This window comes from Trichocoleus sp. FACHB-591 (genome assembly GCF_014695845.1).
Taxonomy (GTDB): Bacteria; Cyanobacteriota; Cyanobacteriia; order FACHB-46; family FACHB-46; genus Trichocoleus.
This window is the reverse complement of record NZ_JACJPA010000029.1, coordinates 132,191-154,102: the sequence shown is the minus strand read 5'-3', so window position 1 is coordinate 154,102 and position 21,912 is coordinate 132,191. Positions and strand designations below refer to the sequence as shown.

Sequence of the window (21,912 nt, the reverse complement as noted above, 5' to 3'; positions counted from 1 at the left end):
GGTCGGCCAAGTTCGTCACTGTGTAGTTAACCGGGCTGCTGAGCAGGTATTGGCAGTATTCGAGTTTGCTAAAGCTCATCTCTTTAGTTTAGAGTTGCCCTGCGTAAGTCCTGTGCATCTTGTCATGTAAATAAAAGTTAAAGGAACTAACCATTCTGCTAGATTAAGTTGCCAGTGATGCTAAAGCTGACTAGAGCGAAAGTATGAATTTGTTGTTTTGATGGGCAAAGCGTTGAGTCAGAAAGGCTAAAGCATCGGCTGGTGACAAATTGGGAAGTTGCTCCATATCTGAATCTCGATGCCAAGGAAATTTCTCCAATCGATTAGGGCGTTCTAGATATCCTTGGGTATAGGCTTCTTCTGGGGTGAGAGAAAGTTTGGGACTAATCTCGTTAGGAATCAAAAAGGCGTTGTTGTACTCTAGTTCCACTAGCGAGTAGTTATATTGCTCGCACAATGTAAATAATTGAGAGATGCTTTGACCATAAAAGCTGCCTTGAGGGCCTTCATAGGTCGGGCTGTATTGAACTGTGAACTTTAAAGGTGGAGGAATAGTCTCATTAATTTCTGTGCAAACTAAAGCAGGGCGATATTGCTGTAAAACTTTCTCAAGTACAAAGTAATCATAACCATCAATGTCGAGGTTTAAACAACCAAACTCTCGAGGGATTTGGGTTGCCTTTAATAGATCAACAATATTTTCTGGAGTAACAATAGCTCTACAAAGGTTAACCTCTGAAAACTGCATGGCATAATAAACAACTGCTAGTTTTGCAAACCTCTCAGCGTGTGCTTCCACTGCTAAGCCTTGCCAACCGCTCTTAAATAAAGAAAAGGTATTAGACATCGCGATTCCGTCAGCTGCACCAATATCCACGCAGTAGGGATATTTAATATCTAGCTGACTAAGATAATAGGCAATAATATTGGCTTCATTCGCATAGGAAAACTGTTCACTATTCAGATCAGCTTCGATCTCTAAAACAACTTTAGTGCCCATGATCAGCCTCTAATGAAATAAGGTGCAACAGTTAGTTGTAATCGGAAAAGTGGAGACTATTAAACCACTAGGCTATGTTGGCATCGTACTGTGGAACTAATTTGTTCGCCTGTCAAGCTAAAGGCTCGCACTTCCGTAATCTTGGCCTGAACCACTTGGCCTTTAAGTTCGTTGATGTCGCCGGGAAAGAAGGTGAGGCGGTTGCCACGAGTGCGACCCATGACTTGGCTGGGGTCTTTGCTGTTTTGGTCTTCCACCAAGACTTCCTCGATGCGGCCTAAATAACGCTGCGACCGCTCGGCGGCTTTGGTATTGACCAGATGATTGAGGCGTTGCAGGCGATCGCTCTTGACTTCTTCGCTGAGTTGGTTTTCCCACAGGGCAGCGGGAGTGCCAGGACGTGGGGAGTAAGCGGCTGTGTTAAGTAAGTCAAAACCAATTTCATCGACAAGCTTCAGGGTGCTCTCAAATTGAGCTTCGGTTTCACCAGGAAAGCCAACGATCGCATCCGCACTGATCGAGGCGTCGGGCATATAGCTGCGAATCGTGTCGATGATGCGGCGGTATTTTTCTTGGGTGTAACCGCGAGACATGGCCTTGAGAACTTCGTTATCGCCAGATTGGAAGGGAATATGGAAGTGCTCACAAACCCTTGGCAACTCAGCACAAGCTTTAATTAAGCGCTCGGTGAAGTAGCGGGGGTGGCTCGTGGCAAAGCGAATTCGCTCAATGCCAGGGACATCATGCACATAGTAGAGGAGATCGGTGAGGGTGTGCTGGTGCCGACCTTCGGGAGTCGCGCCTGGGAGATCGCGCCCGTAAGCGTCAATGTTTTGGCCCAACAGTGTAATTTCTTTGTAGCCTTGCCGTCCCAGTTCCTCAATTTCAGCCCGAATCGCCTCTGGGGTGCGCGACTGCTCCACTCCACGGACTCCGGGAACCACGCAGTAAGTGCAGCGCTCGTTGCAGCCGTAGATGACATTGACCCAAGCGGTGACTTTGCTATCCCGACGTGGCTTGGTGATGTCTTCAAAAATGTGGACTGCTTCGGTCGCGACTACTTGGTTGCCGCTGAAGACTTGCTCTAGAAGATCCTGAAGACGATTGGCATGCTGCGGTCCCATCACCAAATCCAATTCTGGCACTCGCCGTAACAGAGCTTCGCCTTCCTGCTGCGCCACACAGCCTGCCACTACCAAAGTTAGGTCAGGTTCTTCATGCTTCCGCTTGGCTTGCCGACCGAGATAGGAATAAACTTTTTGCTCTGCGTTGTCCCGAATGGTGCAGGTGTTGTAGAGAATCACATTGGCCTGATTCGGGTCTTCTGACCATTGAAAACCCATGTCTTCCAGGATGCCAGCCATGCGCTCGGAGTCAGCTTTGTTCATCTGACAGCCAAAAGTGGTGATGTGATAGCGGCGAGAAGAAGTGGTCATGGTGAGCTACAGGCCAAGTAGAACAAGTGTCAAACCTTCATTATAAATTTTTGTCGGCACTCTGCCCGGAGATAGAAATTAATTCGGTGCGATCGCTGGGCTCATCTCAGCATTTCTACTCATCTAAACTTACCCACCATTGATTCATGGAAATGGTACTGGGTTAGAGACCATAACCCTGCTGATAGTTCCTGAATTTTGGCTGCTTGAGGAGAATCAGAGCAGTTCATCTTTGTAATCATGGTTTGCAGAACAATAGCTTTAAGCTTGCAGAAGTCAAGAATTTTTGTCTGATTGAATTGTAAAAAATGACACAGTTGAAAATATTTAAGGTGTAATTCTAGCTGGAGCTTTTGTGATGAAACTCTCGTATTTAAAGGTATTTAAGTAATTGTAGATACTGTGATTTACGAGTTTACTAGTTAATCTGCTAGAAATTGCTTTCAAAATCATCTCTTTAGAGGAATAGGTTGCTCCATGCCTATCAAGGAAGCTGTTTCAAGCCCAACTTCTGCCTCGCTGAGAAAAGGCCAAGTTGAAGTTTGGCGAAGTTTATTAGCTAATTTTAATCTGTTATCAAACTACCGGGTTGCTGGTAGTTTTTTTGTTCTTTTATTAGCTTGCTATTTCGTATTTTTTTGGCATCTTGATGCTCTCTCTCTGCGTACCTATGACGAGGCTAGGCGGGCAGTGAATGCTTTAGAGATGTCACTCAATGGCAATTTTATTGTCAGCTATTTTGATGGGCAGCCCGATTTGTGGGGAACCAAACCACCATTGTTGCTTTGGTTGATTGTTGCCTGCATGAAAGTGTTTGGCTACAACGAATTTGCGGTGCGCCTGCCTTCTGCGATCGCAGCCACAACAACGGTACTCACTCTGTTTCTATTTTCCACCTTTTACTTGCAAAGCTTAGTAGTCGGAATTACCAGTGCCTTTGTCTTAATGACCAGCTATGGATATGTAGCAGAGCATGTGGCGAGAACGGGAGATTATGATGCCCTGCTAACTTTATGGATTACCGTTTATTCCCTCGCTTATTTTGTCTATATCCATGCCAGCAGTTCCAGGAAGTCTTGGTGTCTTTGGTTGACAGCGATCGCGATTGTATTGGCAATGTGGACAAAAGGAATTGCTGCCTTGATTCCATTGTTAGGTCTTTTTGCATACACCATCTATCAAAAACGACTGGGTAAATTACTGCGATCGCCATCATTCTATGGCTCGGCCATTTTCGTGATTGGAGCTGGCTTAAGCTACTACTTGCTGCGGGAGTATTACAACCCAGGCTACCTAGAAGCAATGTTGAGTAATGAGGTAGGGCGATACTCAGAGTCGGTAGAGGGACATACAGGTAACTTTTGGTTTTATCTGCGACAGATGCAGCGTACCTTTATCCCTTGGCTGTATCTGCTTCTGCCTGGTTTGGTCGTTACTCAAATCAGTCAAAAGCGGTTAATTAAAGCTTTGGGGGCTTTCTGTGGTTTTTACTTGATTTGTCACTTTCTAGTTGTTTCTAGTTCTCAAACTAAACTGGCTTGGTACAACGCCCCACAATATCCGATCGCGGCATTGCTAATTGGGCTAGGAGTTTCTGAAGCTTGTCACTGGTTAATCAAATATTTACGGGTAAACCCACGTTCTAAACAACAGCTAATTGCAGGTTTGTTTGTATGCGCTTTGCTGTTTTTACCTTCTCTGAGAATGGCTCGTAAGGTGAGTGGCACTTATGTCTATTCTCGCCCTCACGACCCGCCAGAAGTACAGTTGGGATATTACTTGCGTCGCCTACAAAAAACTCAGCCAGAATTAACTACATTTCAGGTGGTGGACGTGGCAAAAGGAACAGTAGGAGGACGCAGAGCCCATACGCTTTTTTATGTGAAAGCGGCTGATTTAGATCCTAAATATGCGATCGCGTTGGTGACTCCTGAGCAAACTGTGCCGAACAATCAAGTCGTTGTGGCTTGTATTCCGGCGATCAAAACCCAACTGGTGGCGCAATACCAACTGAGTACGATTGATACGAAGGGTGCTTGTAGCGCGTTGATGGTAAAACAAGCGAAGGCTAGTTAGGAAGGCTCAGCAGCCCGCTATAAATAGCATTTGCGTTTCAATTTCTTCCCAAGTTTTGGCGGAAACCCTCACGGCTGCTTGCTTGCAACGGACCAGTAGGCAGTTGGCGTAAAGATAGTGTTCTAAGGCCTGTACCTCTGCCGCGGACAAATCGACTAGGGCCGCATCCAGCTTCAGGGCATGCAGCCAGACTTGAGAGAGGCGATCGCGAAAGGCTTGCTGCACTTCGTAGGGTTGGCTGGTATCTGGGGCTTTTGTTTTGAGGGCATCCAGACGAGCAATTAATGGGTGAAAGTTGACGCTGTTAAACAGTTGGCTCTTGCTGAACTCTTGGGCCAAAGAGTTAGTAACAGCGCGCGCTAAAGTTCGGGCAGGAATTCGGTTGAGGCTGCGAGTACGAGCACGGGCACGAGCGGGGACACAATCTAGATCCAAGTTGCGGGCTAATTCCATCGCACGAGCTAAATCGATCGCCTGCACCGGAGCGGGGGCACAAACCAGATCCAGAGTTCGCACCAGATCCAAAACGCGAGCGGTGTTGGGATGGAGTACCCGGACGAGATCCAAGGCGCGATCGCGGGCTAAAGCGAGAAACAAAGCCGAGGCGCGTTTCACTACAGGTTTTACGGTCGTGCCTGGCCCCTCTGTAATCTGATGCGCCCACTGCAACAAAGCTTGCAACTTGGGAGTGGTGATGTAGCGACGAGTTTTGCGCGCCATGCGAACTAGCAATTCATCAGCGCCATGCCGCATTAGTCCTGCTACCAGCAGAAATACTTCTTGCCAGCGGGGGTCGGTGAGGTGATCGGCAACCAAGCGAGCAACTTGATGGTTGTCGGCAATGTACTGCGCCGTGAGATATTCTTGCAGCGTTAAATGGGAGAAAGAAAATACATCTTCGGCTCGTTCGACTAAAATTCCTTGCTGAATCGCGATCGCATCCAACACAGCCTCTCCATTCAAATGTTTAGGTGCGTTTAAGTTGTCAGTTAGAAAAGTCTTGATTTGGCTAACGATTTCACCTTGAGAGAAGAAAAGTCGGTCTGATTTGAACGCGCTATAAGCAATTTCCGATAATAGAATTTCTTCTAACTCGGTGCTTAAACCTTGGTAGATTTCATCGCGTAAAATGCGTTTTTCCGAAGCCCATTCTTCTAGTAAAACTCGGAGGGCTTTGCGATAAAGCACGCTGCGATTGTTGGGGAAATTTTGGGAGCGATCGTAGACCAAACAAAGTAGCGTCAGTAATAGCGGCGAGTGAGCTAATTCCTTGGCAGCGGCGTTTTCTGGTTTTAACAGCAACTCCCAACACTTCTGCCCGGTGCCTGCCTGCTGATCTGCGTCGGAGCGAAACCAGTTGTGAATGAACTGCTTAATCTGAGAAGCATCAAAGTCAGCCATTGCCACATCAGTAAAGCGCCGAAAGTTATGGCGATAGGCAGCGAGACGACAAGAGGCGATAAAACGGTTTTGGTCGTACTGATCGACAAAGTTTTGAATTTGGCAAATCGCTTCATTCAGATTTTTGCCAGGAACTTCATCTAAGCCATCCAGCAAAATGAGCAGCTTGCCTTGTTCTAGCAATTGAGTGGTAGCTTCTTCAGAGTGAGGAAAACCACAGATTTTGAATTCTTGGGCGATCGCTTTCTCGATGTTGATCTTGCTGCTGGTAAAACTCTTTAGCTCAATTAAAACTGGGATACATTCATGCTCATAGCCGCCTTGGGTTCCTTTGAGTGCTTCCAAACCCAACTTGCGGAGAAAGGTAGATTTACCAGCCCCCGGACCACCCAGCACCATCAAATATTGTTTTTCATTGGCAACTCTCAGGCCATCCTGACGGGTAGACTCCCGTGGTTGAAAGCTGCGATTTCGCGTTTGACGATAGGCTTTTTCTAGCGTTTCAATTGATTCAAACCGCCGTAGATCCCACTTGTCCAGCAATTGCACCGTTGTATAGACCGACTCTAAAGGCGCAGGCTCCCGCATCCCCAAAACCTTCAGAATGCCGTGGCGCTCGCCATAGTTTTGGATGTACTGAACGGAAGCCTCTGCGATCGCCTGTTTGGTTTTTTCATCCAGGCTTTTTTTGCCCATCCAACCGAGCAGCTTACCGCCTCCCTCCCAAACCACACGGCTGAAAATGCTAGCCAAACCCATACTGGCTGCTTGAAGGGCGATTTTTTCCAGTCCAATCATAGGAAGGTGGGAGGAGAGTTTAGAACAAGTTTGTCATATAGATGAGCGGTTGCACTAACTCAATCGTGTTAGTTAAACCCCACACTTTCTATCTTTTCGTAGTTGTTGAGCGATCGCTGAGCGTGAGAGGGTGCTAGCGGAGAAATGTAAGTCAGCCTTGCTTATGAGTGCGCTAGTTCAAGAAGTTCGCTCCAGTTTATTGAATCTCATTGGTCAGGCAGTGGAGGCATTTCCAGGGCTGGTTCTGGCTCTGATTGTGCTGTTGTTAACTCGCTACGCTGCCAACGTGTTGCAAAACCTCACAGCTGCCACAATGGGGCGCATGGTCCGGAGTCCATCTCTGCGATCGCTGCTGATGCAAATGAGCTATGTCGCCACTTGGGTGGTGGGAGTGGTGGTCGCCAGTGTGATGGCGTTTCCCGATTTAGGCGTGGGCGACATTATTGGCTTGTTGGGGTTAAGCTCAGTTGCGATCGGTTTTGCCTTTCAAGATATCTTCAAGAATTTTCTGGCGGGCGTCTTGCTGTTGCTAAATGAACCCTTCCGCCTTAATGACCAGATTATCGTGAACGACTTTGAAGGCACCGTGGAAGAAATTACCATTCGCTCCACTCAAATTCGCACCTACCAAGGCGAACGAGTCGTAATTCCCAACTCGATTGTCTTTACCAGCCCGATTCAAGTTTTGACTGCAATGCCCCACCGCCGCACTGATCTAGCCATTGGGGTTGATTACAATACGCCTTTGCCCCAAACGATTCAAACTTTGCTACAGACGGTGAATCAAATAGACGGAGTATTAGTCAAGCCAGCGGCAGAAGTAGATATTGTGGGCTTTGGTGAAAGTTCTATTGATTTAATGGTGCGTTATTGGACGCTGCCACCAAAAGCAACCGTCCGTCGGACCCAAACAAACGTGATGATTGCCTTGAAAGAAGCTTGCGATCGCGACGGTATCTCTATTCCTTATCCGATTCGTACCGTTTACTTTTACGACCAGCAGCAGTCTAAAGCAGCGTCAGTCGATGGCTTATCTAACTCAGCGATAGAGGCTAAACGCAGCGATGCTCGGCGCAGCTAACTAGATAGAAATTTAGTCGGAACTACTGGATTGTCGCGATCGCCTGTTTGGATTCATCCGGGCTTCTAGGAAGCTAAAGGCTTGAGAGGAAAGTAAATTTAGAACTAAATAGACCAAGGCTACAGCAGCATAAATTTCAAAGGCGCGGTAGTTGTCGGCCACAATCAATTGCCCTCGACGGAGCAGTTCCTCAAACCCAATCACAGAAACCAAACTCGTATCTTTTAGCAGGGTGATGAACTCATTGCCCAAAGGTGGCAACATGCGCCGAAACGCCTGCGGAAAAACCACATAACGCAGTGTTTGTCCTGGCCCTAAACCGAGGGATTGCGCCGCTTCTACCTGCCCTACCTCAATGGATTGAATCCCCGCCCGCACGATTTCAGCTAGATACGCTGTGCTATTGAGGCTCAGCGCCAGCACCGCTGCACCCAAACGGTTAAATGTAAAGGTAAAACCTAGCCCCTGAACCAAAGCTGGAATGCCAAAGTAGATCATCAAGATCTGCACCAACAACGGCGTACCGCGAAAAAAGTCAATGTAAGCTCTCGCGAACCAACGTAAAGGCCGAGAAGCAGAGAGACGCGCCAACCCCATCAGCGTGCCACCAATTAATCCCAGCAAAACTGAGAGCGCAGTTAATTGCAGCGTGATTAAAGCGCCTTGTAGCAGAATGGGTAGGGCTCGCGTGATGACTGCACCGGAAGTAGCGAGGGGAGCGGTTTCAGATTGAGGCGTTGAACCAGGCACCGTAGCTGTAGCGAGCGAAGGAGCCTGCGCGTTAAACCATTTGCGATAGATCCGGTCATAGGTGCCATTGCTGAGGATGCGGGTCAAGCCAGCATTGATTCTGGCCAAATCAGCAGAGTTTTTGGGTGTCGCAATGCCGTAAAACTCCTCCGTTAGCAATTGGCTCGTGACCTTAATCCCGGTGAGATTGTTGGTTTTAATCGCATACAACGTCACAGGTGCATCATTAATCACCGCGCTGACATTGCCGTTGAGTAGTGCTTGCAACGCTAAGGGAGCCGAATCAAACGTGCGAATCGTCGCGCTAGAAATCTTGCGGGCGGTTTCTGCGCCTGTCGTGCCAATCTGGACACCGATGGTCTGGTTCTGCAAACTAGCCAGGTCAGTCGTGTTGGTATTGTTGGCCCGAACCGCGATCGCCAACCCCGCCTTGAAATATGGCCGCGAGAAATCCACCGTTTGCTGCCGCTCAGCCGTGATCGTCATCGAACTAATCGCCGCATCGACGGTTCTGGCTTGCAAGGCAGGAATCAAGCCATCAAACGGCAAACTCTGGAACTCCACCCGCAAACCTTCCGCCTGCGCGATCGCCTGCATCAAATCAATATCAAACCCTTGCAGCCCACCTCCCGGTGCTTGAAACTCAAACGGCGGAAAAGCAGGTTCCGTCCCAACTCTCAAAACATTTTGGCTCTGAGCAATAGAAGCTGAGTGACCCAGCAGAATCAGCAGCAAACAACTGCAACCCAAAACCCACCGTTGCAGCCAACGTGACCTTAAAAAATTCGGCATATGTTTAGAGCTTCCACTCCCTCCGCCGCAGTTGAAAAGCAGGATGATGGCGATCGCCAAGGCTGCGCCAATCAAGAGATTGCGTCAATCTTACAAGCTGAACCGCAGAGTGTCGCTAGAATCAGCATTAAATGATCTGTTCCTTCTTCTGGCCCTATGGACAGCACAACCCCAGCTATCTTGTTCGAGCAGGTAGAAAAAAGCTTTGGTGACTTAAAAGTTTTACAGGGAGTCAGCGGTGCCGTCCAGCCAGGAGAAGTCGTCGCTGTCATTGGTCCCTCCGGATGTGGCAAAAGCACCCTACTCCGCTGTTTCAACCGTCTTGAAACCATTAATGGCGGGCGCTTATTCGTCAACGGTATGGATCTATCAGCACCGCACCTGAAAATGCACCAATTGCGCCACCTGCGATCGCAAGTCGGCATGGTCTTCCAACAGTTCAACCTGTTCCCTCACCTCAGCGTCCTCGAAAACCTCACCCTTGCTCCCCAAAAAGCCCTCGGCAAACCTCGCTCAGAAAGCATAGAACTCGCCCAGACCTACTTAGCCAAAGTTGGTTTAGCCCATAAAGCCACCGCCTACCCAGACCAACTCTCCGGCGGCCAAAAACAGCGAGTTGCGATTGCCCGTAGCCTCTGTATGAACCCCAGAATCATCCTCTTCGATGAACCCACCAGCGCCCTCGACCCCGAACTCGTCGGCGAAGTCCTCCAAGTCATGCAACAACTTGCCGAAGACGGCATGACCATGATCGTCGTCACCCACGAAATGCAATTCGCCCGCGAAGTCGCTCACCGCGTCCTCTTCCTCCACCAAGGCCAAATCGAAGAAACCGGCGCTGCCCGCGAGGTGCTAACTCAACCACAGAGCGATCGCCTGAGAGCCTTCTTGAGCCGAATGGGACGAGGAGAGTGAAAAGAGGAAGGATGAAAAATGAGGAAGCAGGAGACAGAAGCCAGAAATTAGAAAACAGAAGACAAAAGTGAGCCACCAGAGACCCCAGAGTTGCCTCTGAGGGGGTCTGGGGGACGCAGCCGTCCCTCAGCGGGAGTTTGAGGGCAGGTGCCCTCAAGTCTTGGTTTTGCAATAACTAACCAACCGCAACAGATGCCTTTAGCGAGAAAATCCGCTCAATCACATCCTCCACTACCTTATCCGGCGTAGAAGCCCCCGAAGTTACCCCAATCACCAAAGGCCTCTCGGGTAGCCAACCCTCCGCCACCTCAATCTCCCGGTGTAAAGGCTTGTGCTCAATGCGATCGCGCGACAAAATCCGCTCTACACAATCAATGTGATAAGAAGGAATGCCCCGCTCCACCGCAATTTCTTGCAAATGAGTTGTGTTGGAAGAGTTGTAGCCACCAATCACCATCATCAGGTCTACCTGCTCATCTACCAACTTAAACATCGCATCTTGCCGCTCTTGAGTCGCATCACAGATGGTATTAAAGCTGAGAAAATGCTGATTTAACTCCGCAGGGCCATACTTCTTCAGCATCGTATGCTCAAACATCTTGCCGATCTGCTCAGTTTCGCCCTTGAGCATCGTCGTTTGGTTGGCAATCCCAATCCGCTCCAAATCCTTGTCTGGATCAAAGCCCTCCGAACAAGCCTTGCGGAACTTCGCTAAAAACTCCTCGCGATCGCCCCCGTGCAAGATGTAATTGCTCACATACTCAGCCTCAGCCAAATTCAGCACGACCAAGTAGACCCCGGCAAACGAACTCGTTGCGATCGTCTCCTCATGGTTGTATTTGCCATGAATAATCGAGGTGTAGGTGCCTTTCTTGTGCTTCTCTACCGTGTTCCACACCTTTGACACCCAAGGACAAGTCGTGTCAACAATGGTGCAGCTTCGCTCATTCAGCAATTGCATTTCCTGCACACTGGCCCCAAACGCAGGCAGAATTACCACATCGCCTTGCGCTACCCCAGAAAAATCTTTTTGCCCCTGGTTGACTTCAATAAACTCGACCTGCATTTCCCGCAGACGTTGGTTTACTGAAGGGTTATGAATAATTTCATTCGTAATCCAAATCCGCTCGGTGGGGAAGTGCTGGCGGGTTTCATAAGCCATTGCCACCGCTCTCTCTACTCCCCAACAAAAGCCAAATGCCTCTGCCAGCCGAATCTTTACGTCACCCCGCTGTAGCGTATAGTTGTTGTCTCGGATTTGCTGAATCAAACCGCTCTGATATTCCGACTCCAAGAGGTTTGCGACTTCGGCTTCATGCCCGAACCCCTTGCGATGATAATTCTCAGAACTGTTGAGTGATCGTTTGAAGGCTTTAGTATCCATTCAGCTTTATCCCTGAAGTGATGGCGCTACACCGTTTTTAATTCACCTTGATCATAGAACGCGGTGGGAAGGATGCAGGGGTGTTGAGGGGAAGTTCTTCGGAAGGAGGAGGGAGGAAGGATGAAAAGGGGAGCTGGGAGTCAGAGTATAGAGTTAGGGTTGGGCGGCTACGGGTTCTAGTTCCATTTGGCGGAAGAGTTGCAAGGCCGATCGCCAGACTAAGTAACCTTGAGAACTTAAGTGCAAACCATCGGTCGTGAATTCAGACCGTAAATTGCCTTGAGCGTCTGTAAATAGCGGATGTAAGTCGAGAAAATGCACCCCATATTCCTCTGCGATCGCCTTTAGCTCCTGATTTAGCTCCCGAATGCGATCGTTGGAAATCGCCTTTAGACGGTCTTTACCTTGCCAGGTGGCGCGATCGCCTGCGTGCGGCAATATAGACTGCAAGACAATTTGGGCTTGGGGATGCACCTGCTGTAAATCGTAGATAATCTGACGCTGATTTTCGAGTAACTCCGCATCGCCAACCCCTCGAATCAGGTCATTAATCCCAATGAGAACAAAAATAGTTTCTGGCTGAGCTTCATCAAATAGCTCTAGACGGCGGAGTAGCCCAGCGGAGGTCTCTCCAGAAATACCTTGATTGAGCCAGTTTTGCTGAGCTGGCAACAAATCGGGTGGAAACCAGAGGCTCAAAGAATCTCCAGCCAGAATATTCAGGTGCTTGGGATGGTCTGCTGCTGCCGCATTAGCTTCTTGTTGCAAGAGAGCCAGCCATTGCTCATAGGTGAGTTGATGACGCGCTCCTAACTCTGGTGGTGCAGAAGCCGTGGGACGCGGTGGCTGGCTTTGGGTTGCAGCAGCACTAGCTTTCGCCAGTGACGGCAAGCGGTGGCCTCGAAGCAGCAGCAGCACAGTCAATAGCAGAAGGCTATTCGCTGCGAGTGACAGCAAGGCCCAAGCAGGAACGATTTTTCGAGAGCGAGTAGGCACTGAAGCAAACTCAACGTCGTTTTGAATCAGATTGTAGTCGCAATCTGGTATTCGTCCAAAAAATTGGGACTACTCCCTGTTGTAGCTGAGTCCAGAGGCAAATTCTTGGCCGTAGCCTTCTTCCCCATGTTCGTTGACGTCCAAACCTTGGTCTTCCACTACAGGCTTAACCCGTAGATCCATGACCAAGCTGAGGAGTTTCAAGATCACAAAGGTACCAACTCCCGCAAAGATGTAGGTGACGACCACTCCCACAATCTGCTCCCATAACTGAACAGGATTGCCGAAGAACAAGCCATTGTCACCCAGTTCGTTAACGGCTTTAGTAGCAAAGAAGCCTGTCAGAATTGCTCCAATGGTGCCACCCAAACCGTGGATGGGGAAAGTGTCTAAGGAATCGTCGAACTGAAGCTTGGCGCGGAGGCTAACCGCGAAGAAGCAGCAAACAGCGGTAATGGAACCAATCAAAAGTGCACCGATGGGGGTAACAAACCCTGCTGCTGGAGTTACACCGACTAAACCTGCCAAGAAACCACTAGCGATACCAATGGCAGTCGGTTTGCCACGGAGTAGCCATTCTACAATCACCCAAGTCAGTCCACCAGCGGCGCTAGACACCATCGTTGCCACAAAAGCAACCGTTGCTAAAGCACCAGCACCTAGGGCGCTACCCGCGTTGAAACCAAACCAACCAAACCAAAGCAAACCAATGCCGAGTAGCACGTAGGGGACGTTGTGGGGAGCAGCGGGTTGAACCGGGTAAGTTTTCCGAGGACCGAGCACCCAAACCGCGACAAGCGCAGAGACACCAGAGCTGATGTGGACGACCGTGCCACCAGCAAAGTCAAGTGCTCCCATCGCACCAATCCAACCCTTACCCCAGACCCAATGAGCGAGGGGTGAGTAGATCAGGGTAGACCACAGCGTCACGAACCAGAAGTAAGCCTTGAAGCTCATCCGCTCCACGATCGCACCAGAAATTAGAGCGGGCGTGATGATGGCAAACATCATCTGATAGGCCATGAAGAGTTGGTGCGGAATGGTGGTGGCATAACCCACAGGGTCGGGGTCTGTGCCCACGCCATTCAAAAATAGCCAATTCAGGCTACCAATGATGGGATTTGCTGTAAATGCAGGCTCAGCTCCAGGGGTGATGGAGGTAGGAGCAAAGGCAAGGCTGTAGCCCCAAAGAACCCAGGTGACGCCGACAACGCCCATGAGGATCAAGCTCATCATCATGGTATTGAGCACGTTGCGCGATCGCACCAATCCTCCGTAGAAGAAGGCTAAGCCTGGAGTCATCAATAATACTAATGCTGACGAAACGAGCACGAAGGCTGTGTCGCCTGTATCAATAGGATTTGCGTCCGCTTCCTGGGCTAGAGCCGTTCCCATTAAGGGACCACTCAGAAGCCACAGAGCGATCGCTCCGATCATCAAACCTTTCTTCAACACTTGTGTTAGCCCTTCCACGTCAAGAGAAATGAATTTGATTGCACCAATTTTTGATGAGTCAGTTCTGTATCAAGGTATACAAAAATCTTCTGTGGCAAATAATTAGTGAAGATTCAGTAGCAATTTATATCGTGGTGACAATTTACTCCTGACAGCCAAAAGTTGTCTACCTCTGTTTCTTGAAGATCGCGATCGCGGTATTTTTCATCAAGAGAACTCCATAGAAAAGAGCTGCTAAGGCTCACCTTTAGCAGCTCTAAGCTCTTGACAGAAGGTATAACTAAGCTGATTTAGCAACCAATAAGTTAGCTAAATTTAGAAAGCTCAATCTCAGCGAATGGTGCTACCAGTCATGCCGCCCGCATCTTTGAGGAATCCACTGTACGCTTCCATACCGTGCTCACCAATATCCAGACCCTTGAGTTCTTCTTCTGGCGAGACGCGAATGCCTAAGGTTGCCTTAAGCGCGAACCAGAAGATAGCGGAGAGAATTCCGATAGTTAGGGCAATAGCAGCTGTGCCTAAGAGTTGCAGGCCTAGTTGATTCAGCCCGCCGCCCAGTAAGAAACCTGTGCTAGGACCAGCAGTGTAGAGGATATCTTGACCCACCTTGACATTGGGACCAACGGCAAACAGACCCACGGCGATCGTGCCCCAAACACCGTTGACTAAGTGAACCGAGATTGCGCCTACAGGGTCATCAATTTTTAGACGGTCGATCCAGAGAACGGCAAATACAACCATCACTCCACCGATCGTGCCGATGATGGCAGAAGCCCAAACTGGAATAAAGGCGCAAGAAGCTGTGACTGCCACTAATCCTGCCAGGATGCCGTTGATCACCATTGAGAGATCAGGCTTGCCTAAGACGAACCAGGCGGTGATGGTCGCAGCCAAACCACCAAAAGCAGCCGCAAGATTGGTGGTCATGGCAATGTGGCCAATTTGCCAGGTGATGCTCATGGTGGAGCCTGGGTTAAAGCCAAACCAACCTAGCCAGAGAATTAAACAACCCAGAGTGGCGATCGCAATGTTATGTCCTGGCATGGCATTGGAGCTGCCGTCTTCGTTGTACTTGCCAATGCGGGGTCCCAAGATCGCCGCACCCAGCAGGGCAGCCCAACCACCCACAGCATGAACCACCGTTGAGCCTGCAAAGTCCCAGAAACCCAGGTCTGCAAGCCAGCCACCGCCCCAAATCCAGTGTCCTGTCAGTGGGTAAGCAACCCCGACTAGCAACAAGCTGAAGATTAGAAAGTCAACAAACTTGATTCGTTCTGCCACCGCACCGGAAACGATAGTGGCAGCAGTACCCGCAAAGGCAAGTTGGAAGAAGAACTTTGCCAACAGCGGGACACCTGCCCAGTTCAGCGAACCATAGGCTCCTTGGTAGGCATCCAGGGTGGCTGGGCTGTTGTCAACACCAGAGAGGAAAAAGACGCCATCGGTACCAATAAACTCGCTACCACCACCAAACATCAAGCCGAAGCCCGCGACCCAAAAAGCAATGGTAGACATAGCGAAAACGATTAAGTTTTTAGCCAAAACGTTAACCGCATTTTTCTGGCGACAGAAGCCAGTTTCTAGCATGCAGAAGCCAGCATTCATAAAGAACACCAGCATTGCGGCTACCATCACCCACATGGTGTCTAAGCCCACTTTTAAGTCAGACGTGGCCTTCGCTACATCTGTCAAGTTAGGAGCGGTTTGAGCGACACCCGCGTAGCCCCAAGCCAGCACAATGACGAGGGCTAAAGGAATGCAGGCTTGCCAGCTCGGCGAGAGCATTTTGGCGTACCAGTTAGGAGAAAACCACTTGGTCGCTTTCGGTAAGGACAGCTGTCTATGTCTGCCCCGCGACTTCTTGGTGAGCATTAGTTTTGACATTGCCAGTGAATGATTCCTTTGTGAACTAAGGCAGTGAACTCGCACCGGAAAGTACAGCCTGACTGTGAGCAAAGCCACCCTCAACTTTGCTACGAGCAGACTGCGAGAAAGAATCGACAATTGCGCCGCTCCAAGAGCCGGACGCCTAACTAGAAAGACTTAAAGATCTTGGTTAGGAAGTAAAAATGATTGCACCAATTTCAGGGCAGTTCGTTCTGTATCCGATGTAACAATTTCGTATTTGGTTCACCTTTTGGGGTGGTTAATTTTGCAGTTAAGCTCTCTAGAGGCGATCGCACTGATTCAGACTGCTTGTTTCACCTAAGCCAAAACTATAAATCCTAGGATTCGCTGAGACAGTTGACAAAATACTAGATTATCAATACATTTGTACTAAGTGTTACCTCATCACTCCTTTAGGAGCTGGCCCCCAACGACCTCTGGGGGCTGTTTTTTAGAGATATGTGCTGCTAAATACTCAAAATAGAACTCCCTCCATTAAAATAATAAGCGTGCTAAGTAATGCCACTTGGAGCTGCAATGACCTCTTCCCCTGCCAAGCAAAAGTTACCTAAGGAATGGCAGGAAGTATTGGCTCCCCACGGCCTGGGCTATCGCATCAAATTACTCTCTCAACTCTTGAGCCGCAAGTTTCAAGAACGCCTAGAACCTCTGGGGTTGACTCCCTTTCACTGGGTGGTGCTGTGTTGTCTTTGGGAAGAAGATGGCTTGGCAACTTCCAGCATCAGCGAGAAATTGCAACAAGTGGGTGGAACTTTAACTGGCGTTCTAGACCGCATGGAAGAGCGAGGGCTAATCCGGCGAGAACGAGACTCTCAGGATCGGCGAATCTGGCGAATTTGGTTGACAGATGCAGGCAAACAGTTACATGAAGTATTGCCTCCGATCGCAGTGGAAATCCGGGACAGTGCCTTGGTTGGAATTTCGTCATCAGAGCGCCAGCAGTTCTCAGACTTACTGGACCAGATGATTGCCAATATTTCCTAGGTAAAGAATATTTTTTAGATAAAAACAATACGCTGAGTACCAGGACCTCTACCAAATGGGTCCAACAGATTCTGGTCAAAGTTAGATTCAATCCACGCAGCATTTCAGGATATGAGTCTTGTTTGTGATTGGAAGTCTGTTGAAGCGACGGTTGATTTCCACTTGAGTTTGCTGTGAACTGGGCTGTAGGTAGAGTTCTGGCGAACAACCAGTTAGTAGCTTGAGTAAAGCAGTCAGCGTTAGAGACTAGGACAATCAAGCATGAGGCTGGACACCAGAAGACTCAACTCGATCTTTCGAGCTTTAGAGTCAAGAAACTACCGTCTATTTTTTGCAGGTCAGGGTTTGTCTTTAATTGGCACCTGGATGACCCAGACCGCGACAATTTGGCTGGTGTATGACCTGACTAATTCTGCTTTGCTATTGGGGGTCGTGGGTTTTGCTCAACAAATTCCTAACTTTTTGTTGACTCCCTTTGCTGGTGTATTTGTCGATCGCTGGAATCGGCATCGCACGCTGTTGATTACTCAAGTTTTGGCAATGATCCAGTCGCTGGCGTTAGCAACTCTAGCCCTGACTGGCACCGTTCAGATTTGGCAGATTATTGCCTTGAGTGTATTTCAAGGGTTCATCAATGCCTTTGATATGCCAACTCGCCAAGCGTTTGTAGTAGAGATTGTCGAGAAAAAAGAAAACCTGGGTAACGCGATCGCCTTGAATTCTTCTGTGTTTAGTGGGGCGCGGTTGATTGGCCCTGCGATCGCTGGCTTTGTGATTGCCGCCGTAGGCACTGGGGCTTGCTTTCTAATTGATGGCATTAGCTATATCGCTGTGATCACGGGATTGTTGGCGATGCGATTGCCAGCCAGATCACTCAAGCTGAATGCAAGCAAAGAACCTATCTGGCAAAAGCTAACCGAGGGCTTCACCTACGCCTTTGGGTTTCCACCTATCCGCTCCCTGTTGTTGCTTATTGCCTTAGTCAGCTTCATGGGTATGCCCTACACTGTTCTAGCCCCTATTTTTGCGACTGAAGTTCTACAGGGTGGCCCTCAAACGTTAGGATTTCTCATGGCCGCTTCTGGATTGGGGGCGTTGATGGGAGCTATTTATCTAAGTTCGCGGCAAACCATCATTGGTCTGGGCAAAATTATTGCTACGGCCCCCGCTGTGTTTGGCTTAGCGCTGATTGTTTTTGCTCTGTCTCACGTACTGTGGTTGTCCTTGCTGGCGCTGCTATTTGTAGGCGCAAGCTTAATTCTGCAAGCGACCTCTAGCAATACGATTCTGCAAACGATTGTGGATGAAGATAAGCGAGGCCGCGTGATGAGTTTCTATACCGTTGCCTTCATTAGCATGGTGACGTTTGGCAACTTAGCAGCAGGTAGCTTGGCCAGTCAGATTGGAGCTGCCAATACATTAGTAATTGGTGGGTTGTTCTGTATTCTGGGATCTTTGTTGTTTACCAGACAGCTACCTGCGTTACGAAAATTAGTTCGACCCATTTACCTACGCATGGGTGTGCTTTCTAAAGCTCATTAGCGATCGCGGATTTCTCGGAGGATTTTGGTAGCTAGAATCCTTAAAAATTAAGTACCTGTACTGAAACGCTCAATAAATTAGTTGATTGCATTGATTAAAAACATAAACTTGAGCGATCGCTACTTACGTATTTTCTTAACACTGACACTCATGAGTTACACCACTACTGACAATATACGTCAGTACCGTGTTTACTATTAAATTTCTTGCTTCTGTTGCATCAAGATAGATGATCTTCAAGCCACTTCTAGCAACCTGAATCGATAGAAAACTGGTTAGTAGTCTGCATAATCTGATTGCAGTATTTTGTTTCAAAATGTTGCTCAATCAGCAATGCAGCAATATTTGAATTAATCCAGCAGTTGACACTGACAGTACACCAGCTAACGATTAGAGCAATTTTTCTAAGTCAGCTCAGATGGGTAAATGGTCAACTTAAAAACTCTTAGTAGGTGCAAAGTTTTAGTAAAGATCTAAAAACTATGATTGCACCCGTCTAGTCTATGAGTAGTCTAGAACTGGAAGTTAAGCTTTGTATGTCGCAAAGATGAGTGGTAGAACCAATTCTCTAGCGTTACTCTTAGTTCGAGGTAGCAAAGGTATAAGCGATCGCGCTTTTAAGATCAGGCATCTACCACGACTGTGGAGTTAATGGCAAACATTGACAGGGCTGTTGATGATTGCGGAGCTAGGTCTGTACTCTCTTCATCTAATACAATTTTGTTACTCAAAAATAAAACAGCCCAGTCGGGAACTTCTACTCTCAAGTAGCGTTCTAAATGTATACGGGTATCCAGTTAGACCAGTAAAGCTGAAGGCGCTTAACTTTTGTAATCAGCTTGAGCGAAGCGTTTTTAGAAAACCACGGTTGCTAATACCCTCTAAACCTTGTTTCTTTTTAGACATCTACTGATTCTATTACTTACTCTCTAGCAAGACTCAGCTCAGGATGACTGGACTAAAAATTTTTTGACTTAGTTGAATTCCCTGCTGCTGGAGTCGCGTTTTCTGTCCATTGTTTGTTCACCGTTCAGTGAGGATTCTTCTGTGATTAATCAATCAACCCGGTATGTTGTTTGTTTGGGTCTTTTAGCTGGAAGCTTGGCGATCTCAACGACCGCTCGGGCTGAAATTTCAGTAACTGGCGGTCGGACAAGTGGCGATGCAGCGTTCTTTGTGCCTGATGCCGCAACTACAACCACAACTACAACCACAACAAGCGGCTGTGGTTGTGACCAGACCAGCACTACTTCCGCTACCTCTACTCCCGCTCCCGGTGGCGACACGGTTCTATTCGATGCTAGAACTCGTCAACTGAGATTAGAAACGTCAGCCGGTGTAACGGTTAACTCTCGCTTTACCCCCACTGCTGGTCGTCTAGATGCCACTACGGGCGTGCCTAAGGGCGGTGAAACTGGACAACTTCAAGGTTTGCTCTCTGGTCGTGCTTTTACAGCCACAGGCAACCCAGTATTCTTCCAGAATGTAAAAACAACTCTGGATTTCAAACTCAACTCTTTTGCACCTGACAGTTTGATCGGCGGTACATTGATTACCCCGCTAACAAGTGCGGGTGGCTCTAGCAATACCTCTAGTAATACCTCCAGTAATACCTCTAACAACACTTCAACCAATACTTCGACCAATACCTCAACTAATACTTCGACCAACACTTCGACTAACACCTCCAGCAATAGCTCAACAGACAGTTCTGCACCCCCAATCTTCTTGCCTATCACTGGGGTAACTCTGTCTCAAGAGTCTGCTAGTTCGTTCCAAGCGCAAGATGGTCAGCTCTACGTGGGTCAGTTCGAGGCCAATCTCCCTGGTGGCGCGATCGCTCTGCCCTCTGACTATCGCTTCACTACCGCTAGTACTCAGCCAAATTTGCCTCCTAGCAATCCCATTGGCAGTGGCGACACCAAATTTAAGTTTGAAGGTAAAGGCAACGGTACAACTACCTTTGTAAGCACTACTGGCACCAACAGCACTGTTGACTTCGATAGTGCTAGCAGCAAGACAGACTTCAAAATTGAGGGCACAAACTTCAAGATCGATGGTCGGAGTGATGGTCCCACAGATTTCAAACTTGGTGGTATCACTAGCACCGGCGTAACTGGCAACATTGCTTTCAAGGGTGACACCCAGTTCAAGATTGAAGGTCAGGGGATTGGTAATACTCAGCTTGATACTGCAACAGGTGAAGTTGGTTACAAGAGCACCAACAGCAACACCAAGTTCAAGATTGAAGTAGGTGCCAACAAATTAGAAGGCAGCAGTGTTGGTGAAGCAGAAATCAATGTAGGTGGTATTGGCATCAGTTCTACTGGTAGCACCACAACCACTGGTAGCACAACCACAGGTAGCACAACGGGTGGTACAACCACAGGCGGTACAACGGGTGGTGCTACAGGTGGTATAACCACAGGCAGTTCTACTGGCAGCACAACTACAACAACTGGTGGTGCATCCAGCGGCACAGCTAGCGGCAGCTTCACAGCCCAAACCACTTATATCCAACTCTTCACCGTTGACTCGCTCTCAACTAGCCAAGTTGCATACGTTGTCTCTCCGTCTAACAGTGATGACGACGGTGATGATGACGATGATGATAACGAGCTTGAGGTACGCCGTAGTGAACGTAATGAAGGCCGTGGTCGTGGTCGTCGGGTAGCGCGTGGTCGCCAAGGACAGACAACTTATGTTCTCGTTGGTCCTTCCAGCCGTGTCTTCCCCGGTTTGGTTGGTTTGAGACAACTACCACCCGCATCCAGCACCTCTACCAGTACCACTGAAGAATCGACTACCACTGAGTCCACCACTGGTACCACTGACTCGACTACTCCAACAACTGAGTCTACCACTGGTACTACCGAAGAGTCGACCACCACGACTGAGGCCACTACAACTGAGTCCGGTGCAACTGAGGCCACTACAACTGAGTCTGGTGCAACTGAGTCCACCACCACAACTGAGTCCGGTGTAACTGAATCCACCACTACGACTGAGTCCGGTGCAACTGAGGCCACTACAACTGAGTCTGGTGCAACTGAGGCCACTACAACTGAGTCTGGTGCAAGTACGACTGATACCACAACCGAGGCTACCCCGACTGAGTCTGGCTCTACCACCCCAACGACCAGCCCTACCACTGGCACGAGTGATGACTCAACAACCATCAACTTCTCTAGCCCAGCGGGTACTGGAACGGTTCAGTTCACTCCTGCTCCCAGCACCAACCCATAGTTGGCAACTCCCCAGTTTATGACCTTGGTTAGCCGTGTAACTAAGGACAGACTAGGAAAGTTCTAAAAAGTTGTGAGGCGATCGCCCTAGGTTAATTCCTGGGGCGATTTTTATTCAAGATTCATCTACAAAGTTTCTAAGGTGT

Annotated in this window: 15 protein-coding genes; 7 read left to right on the top strand and 8 right to left on the bottom strand. The window is 48.7% G+C overall.

The window, feature by feature from the left end; translation table 11 throughout:
• Positions 1 to 190: 190 nt before the first annotated feature.
• Complete coding sequence (locus tag H6F90_RS04675) at positions 191 to 1,000, bottom strand: hypothetical protein (protein ID WP_190550645.1); 810 nt, start codon at positions 998 to 1,000, stop codon at positions 191 to 193.
• A gap of 59 nt (positions 1,001 to 1,059) precedes the next feature.
• Positions 1,060 to 2,436 carry a tRNA (N6-isopentenyl adenosine(37)-C2)-methylthiotransferase MiaB gene (miaB, locus tag H6F90_RS04670; RefSeq protein ID WP_190550643.1) on the bottom strand — a complete coding sequence of 459 codons (1,377 nt, stop codon included), beginning with the start codon at positions 2,434 to 2,436 and terminating at the stop codon, positions 1,060 to 1,062.
• 477 nt (positions 2,437 to 2,913) lie between these two features.
• Here miaB and H6F90_RS04665 point away from each other — a divergent pair, with 477 nt between their 5' ends.
• Positions 2,914 to 4,512, top strand: a complete 1,599-nt coding sequence (locus H6F90_RS04665; RefSeq protein ID WP_190550641.1) for a glycosyltransferase family 39 protein — start codon at positions 2,914 to 2,916, stop codon at positions 4,510 to 4,512.
• 6 nt (positions 4,513 to 4,518) lie between these two features.
• Here the strand turns inward: H6F90_RS04665 and H6F90_RS04660 are convergent, their stop codons facing one another.
• Entirely contained in the window at positions 4,519 to 6,711 is a 2,193-nt protein-coding gene (locus H6F90_RS04660) for an NACHT domain-containing NTPase (RefSeq protein ID WP_190550639.1), read from the bottom strand.
• A 163-nt stretch (positions 6,712 to 6,874) separates the two neighbouring features.
• Between H6F90_RS04660 and H6F90_RS04655 the strand changes: the two genes are divergently transcribed.
• The gene (locus tag H6F90_RS04655; RefSeq protein ID WP_190550637.1) at positions 6,875 to 7,792 is read left to right on the top strand and encodes a mechanosensitive ion channel family protein; all 918 of its coding nucleotides are present in this window, start codon (positions 6,875 to 6,877) and stop codon (positions 7,790 to 7,792) included.
• Between the two features lie 12 nt (positions 7,793 to 7,804).
• Here H6F90_RS04655 and H6F90_RS04650 read toward each other — a convergent pair whose 3' ends face one another.
• Positions 7,805 to 9,334: an ABC transporter permease subunit gene (locus H6F90_RS04650; RefSeq protein WP_190550635.1), complete on the bottom strand. Its 1,530-nt coding sequence runs from the start codon at positions 9,332 to 9,334 to the stop codon at positions 7,805 to 7,807.
• On the opposite strand from H6F90_RS04650, the gene H6F90_RS31045 reads away from it, so the two are divergent.
• Positions 9,335 to 9,469 (top strand): hypothetical protein, encoded by a 135-nt coding sequence (locus H6F90_RS31045; RefSeq protein ID WP_255524962.1) that lies wholly within the window; start codon positions 9,335 to 9,337, stop codon positions 9,467 to 9,469.
• 21 nt (positions 9,470 to 9,490) lie between these two features.
• The gene (locus H6F90_RS04645; RefSeq protein ID WP_190550633.1) at positions 9,491 to 10,249 is read left to right on the top strand and encodes an amino acid ABC transporter ATP-binding protein; all 759 of its coding nucleotides are present in this window, start codon (positions 9,491 to 9,493) and stop codon (positions 10,247 to 10,249) included.
• 175 nt (positions 10,250 to 10,424) lie between these two features.
• Here the strand turns inward: H6F90_RS04645 and H6F90_RS04640 are convergent, their stop codons facing one another.
• The 4 genes from H6F90_RS04640 to H6F90_RS04625 all read right to left on the bottom strand — a co-directional run bounded on the left by H6F90_RS04640 (position 10,425) and on the right by H6F90_RS04625 (position 15,971).
• The gene (locus H6F90_RS04640) at positions 10,425 to 11,633 is read right to left on the bottom strand and encodes a 4-hydroxy-3-methylbut-2-enyl diphosphate reductase (RefSeq protein ID WP_190550631.1); all 1,209 of its coding nucleotides are present in this window, start codon (positions 11,631 to 11,633) and stop codon (positions 10,425 to 10,427) included.
• 153 nt (positions 11,634 to 11,786) lie between these two features.
• The gene (locus tag H6F90_RS31390; RefSeq protein WP_190550629.1) at positions 11,787 to 12,629 is read right to left on the bottom strand and encodes a GDSL-type esterase/lipase family protein; all 843 of its coding nucleotides are present in this window, start codon (positions 12,627 to 12,629) and stop codon (positions 11,787 to 11,789) included.
• Between the two features lie 69 nt (positions 12,630 to 12,698).
• A complete protein-coding gene (locus H6F90_RS04630; RefSeq protein WP_370587946.1) occupies positions 12,699 to 14,102 on the bottom strand; it encodes an ammonium transporter in 1,404 nt (467 codons plus the stop codon).
• A gap of 312 nt (positions 14,103 to 14,414) precedes the next feature.
• Positions 14,415 to 15,971 (bottom strand): ammonium transporter, encoded by a 1,557-nt coding sequence (locus H6F90_RS04625; protein WP_190550628.1) that lies wholly within the window; start codon positions 15,969 to 15,971, stop codon positions 14,415 to 14,417.
• A 540-nt stretch (positions 15,972 to 16,511) separates the two neighbouring features.
• Here H6F90_RS04625 and H6F90_RS04620 point away from each other — a divergent pair.
• From H6F90_RS04620 to H6F90_RS04610, 3 genes are all read left to right on the top strand, one after another.
• Positions 16,512 to 16,979, top strand: a complete 468-nt coding sequence (locus H6F90_RS04620; RefSeq protein WP_190431636.1) for a MarR family winged helix-turn-helix transcriptional regulator — start codon at positions 16,512 to 16,514, stop codon at positions 16,977 to 16,979.
• Positions 16,980 to 17,240: 261 nt separating this feature from the next.
• On the top strand, positions 17,241 to 18,521 hold the full coding sequence (locus H6F90_RS04615; protein ID WP_190550626.1) for an MFS transporter: 1,281 nt from the start codon (positions 17,241 to 17,243) through the stop codon (positions 18,519 to 18,521).
• 1,047 nt (positions 18,522 to 19,568) lie between these two features.
• Complete coding sequence (locus tag H6F90_RS04610) at positions 19,569 to 21,767, top strand: hypothetical protein (protein WP_190550624.1); 2,199 nt, start codon at positions 19,569 to 19,571, stop codon at positions 21,765 to 21,767.
• Positions 21,768 to 21,912: the final 145 nt, after the last annotated feature.

Coding starts and splice junctions, on each gene's coding strand:
- H6F90_RS04625 (WP_190550628.1), bottom strand. CDS start 15,971: ATGTCAAAACTAATGCTCACCAAGAAGTCGCGGGGCAGACATAGACAG.
- H6F90_RS04675 (WP_190550645.1), bottom strand. CDS start 1,000: ATGGGCACTAAAGTTGTTTTAGAGATCGAAGCTGATCTGAATAGTGAA.
- H6F90_RS04660 (WP_190550639.1), bottom strand. CDS start 6,711: ATGATTGGACTGGAAAAAATCGCCCTTCAAGCAGCCAGTATGGGTTTG.
- H6F90_RS04615 (WP_190550626.1), top strand. CDS start 17,241: ATGAGGCTGGACACCAGAAGACTCAACTCGATCTTTCGAGCTTTAGAG.
- H6F90_RS04650 (WP_190550635.1), bottom strand. CDS start 9,334: ATGCCGAATTTTTTAAGGTCACGTTGGCTGCAACGGTGGGTTTTGGGT.
- H6F90_RS04655 (WP_190550637.1), top strand. CDS start 6,875: ATGAGTGCGCTAGTTCAAGAAGTTCGCTCCAGTTTATTGAATCTCATT.
- H6F90_RS04645 (WP_190550633.1), top strand. CDS start 9,491: ATGGACAGCACAACCCCAGCTATCTTGTTCGAGCAGGTAGAAAAAAGC.
- H6F90_RS04620 (WP_190431636.1), top strand. CDS start 16,512: ATGACCTCTTCCCCTGCCAAGCAAAAGTTACCTAAGGAATGGCAGGAA.
- H6F90_RS04665 (WP_190550641.1), top strand. CDS start 2,914: ATGCCTATCAAGGAAGCTGTTTCAAGCCCAACTTCTGCCTCGCTGAGA.
- miaB (WP_190550643.1), bottom strand. CDS start 2,436: ATGACCACTTCTTCTCGCCGCTATCACATCACCACTTTTGGCTGTCAG.
- H6F90_RS31045 (WP_255524962.1), top strand. CDS start 9,335: ATGTTTAGAGCTTCCACTCCCTCCGCCGCAGTTGAAAAGCAGGATGAT.
- H6F90_RS04640 (WP_190550631.1), bottom strand. CDS start 11,633: ATGGATACTAAAGCCTTCAAACGATCACTCAACAGTTCTGAGAATTAT.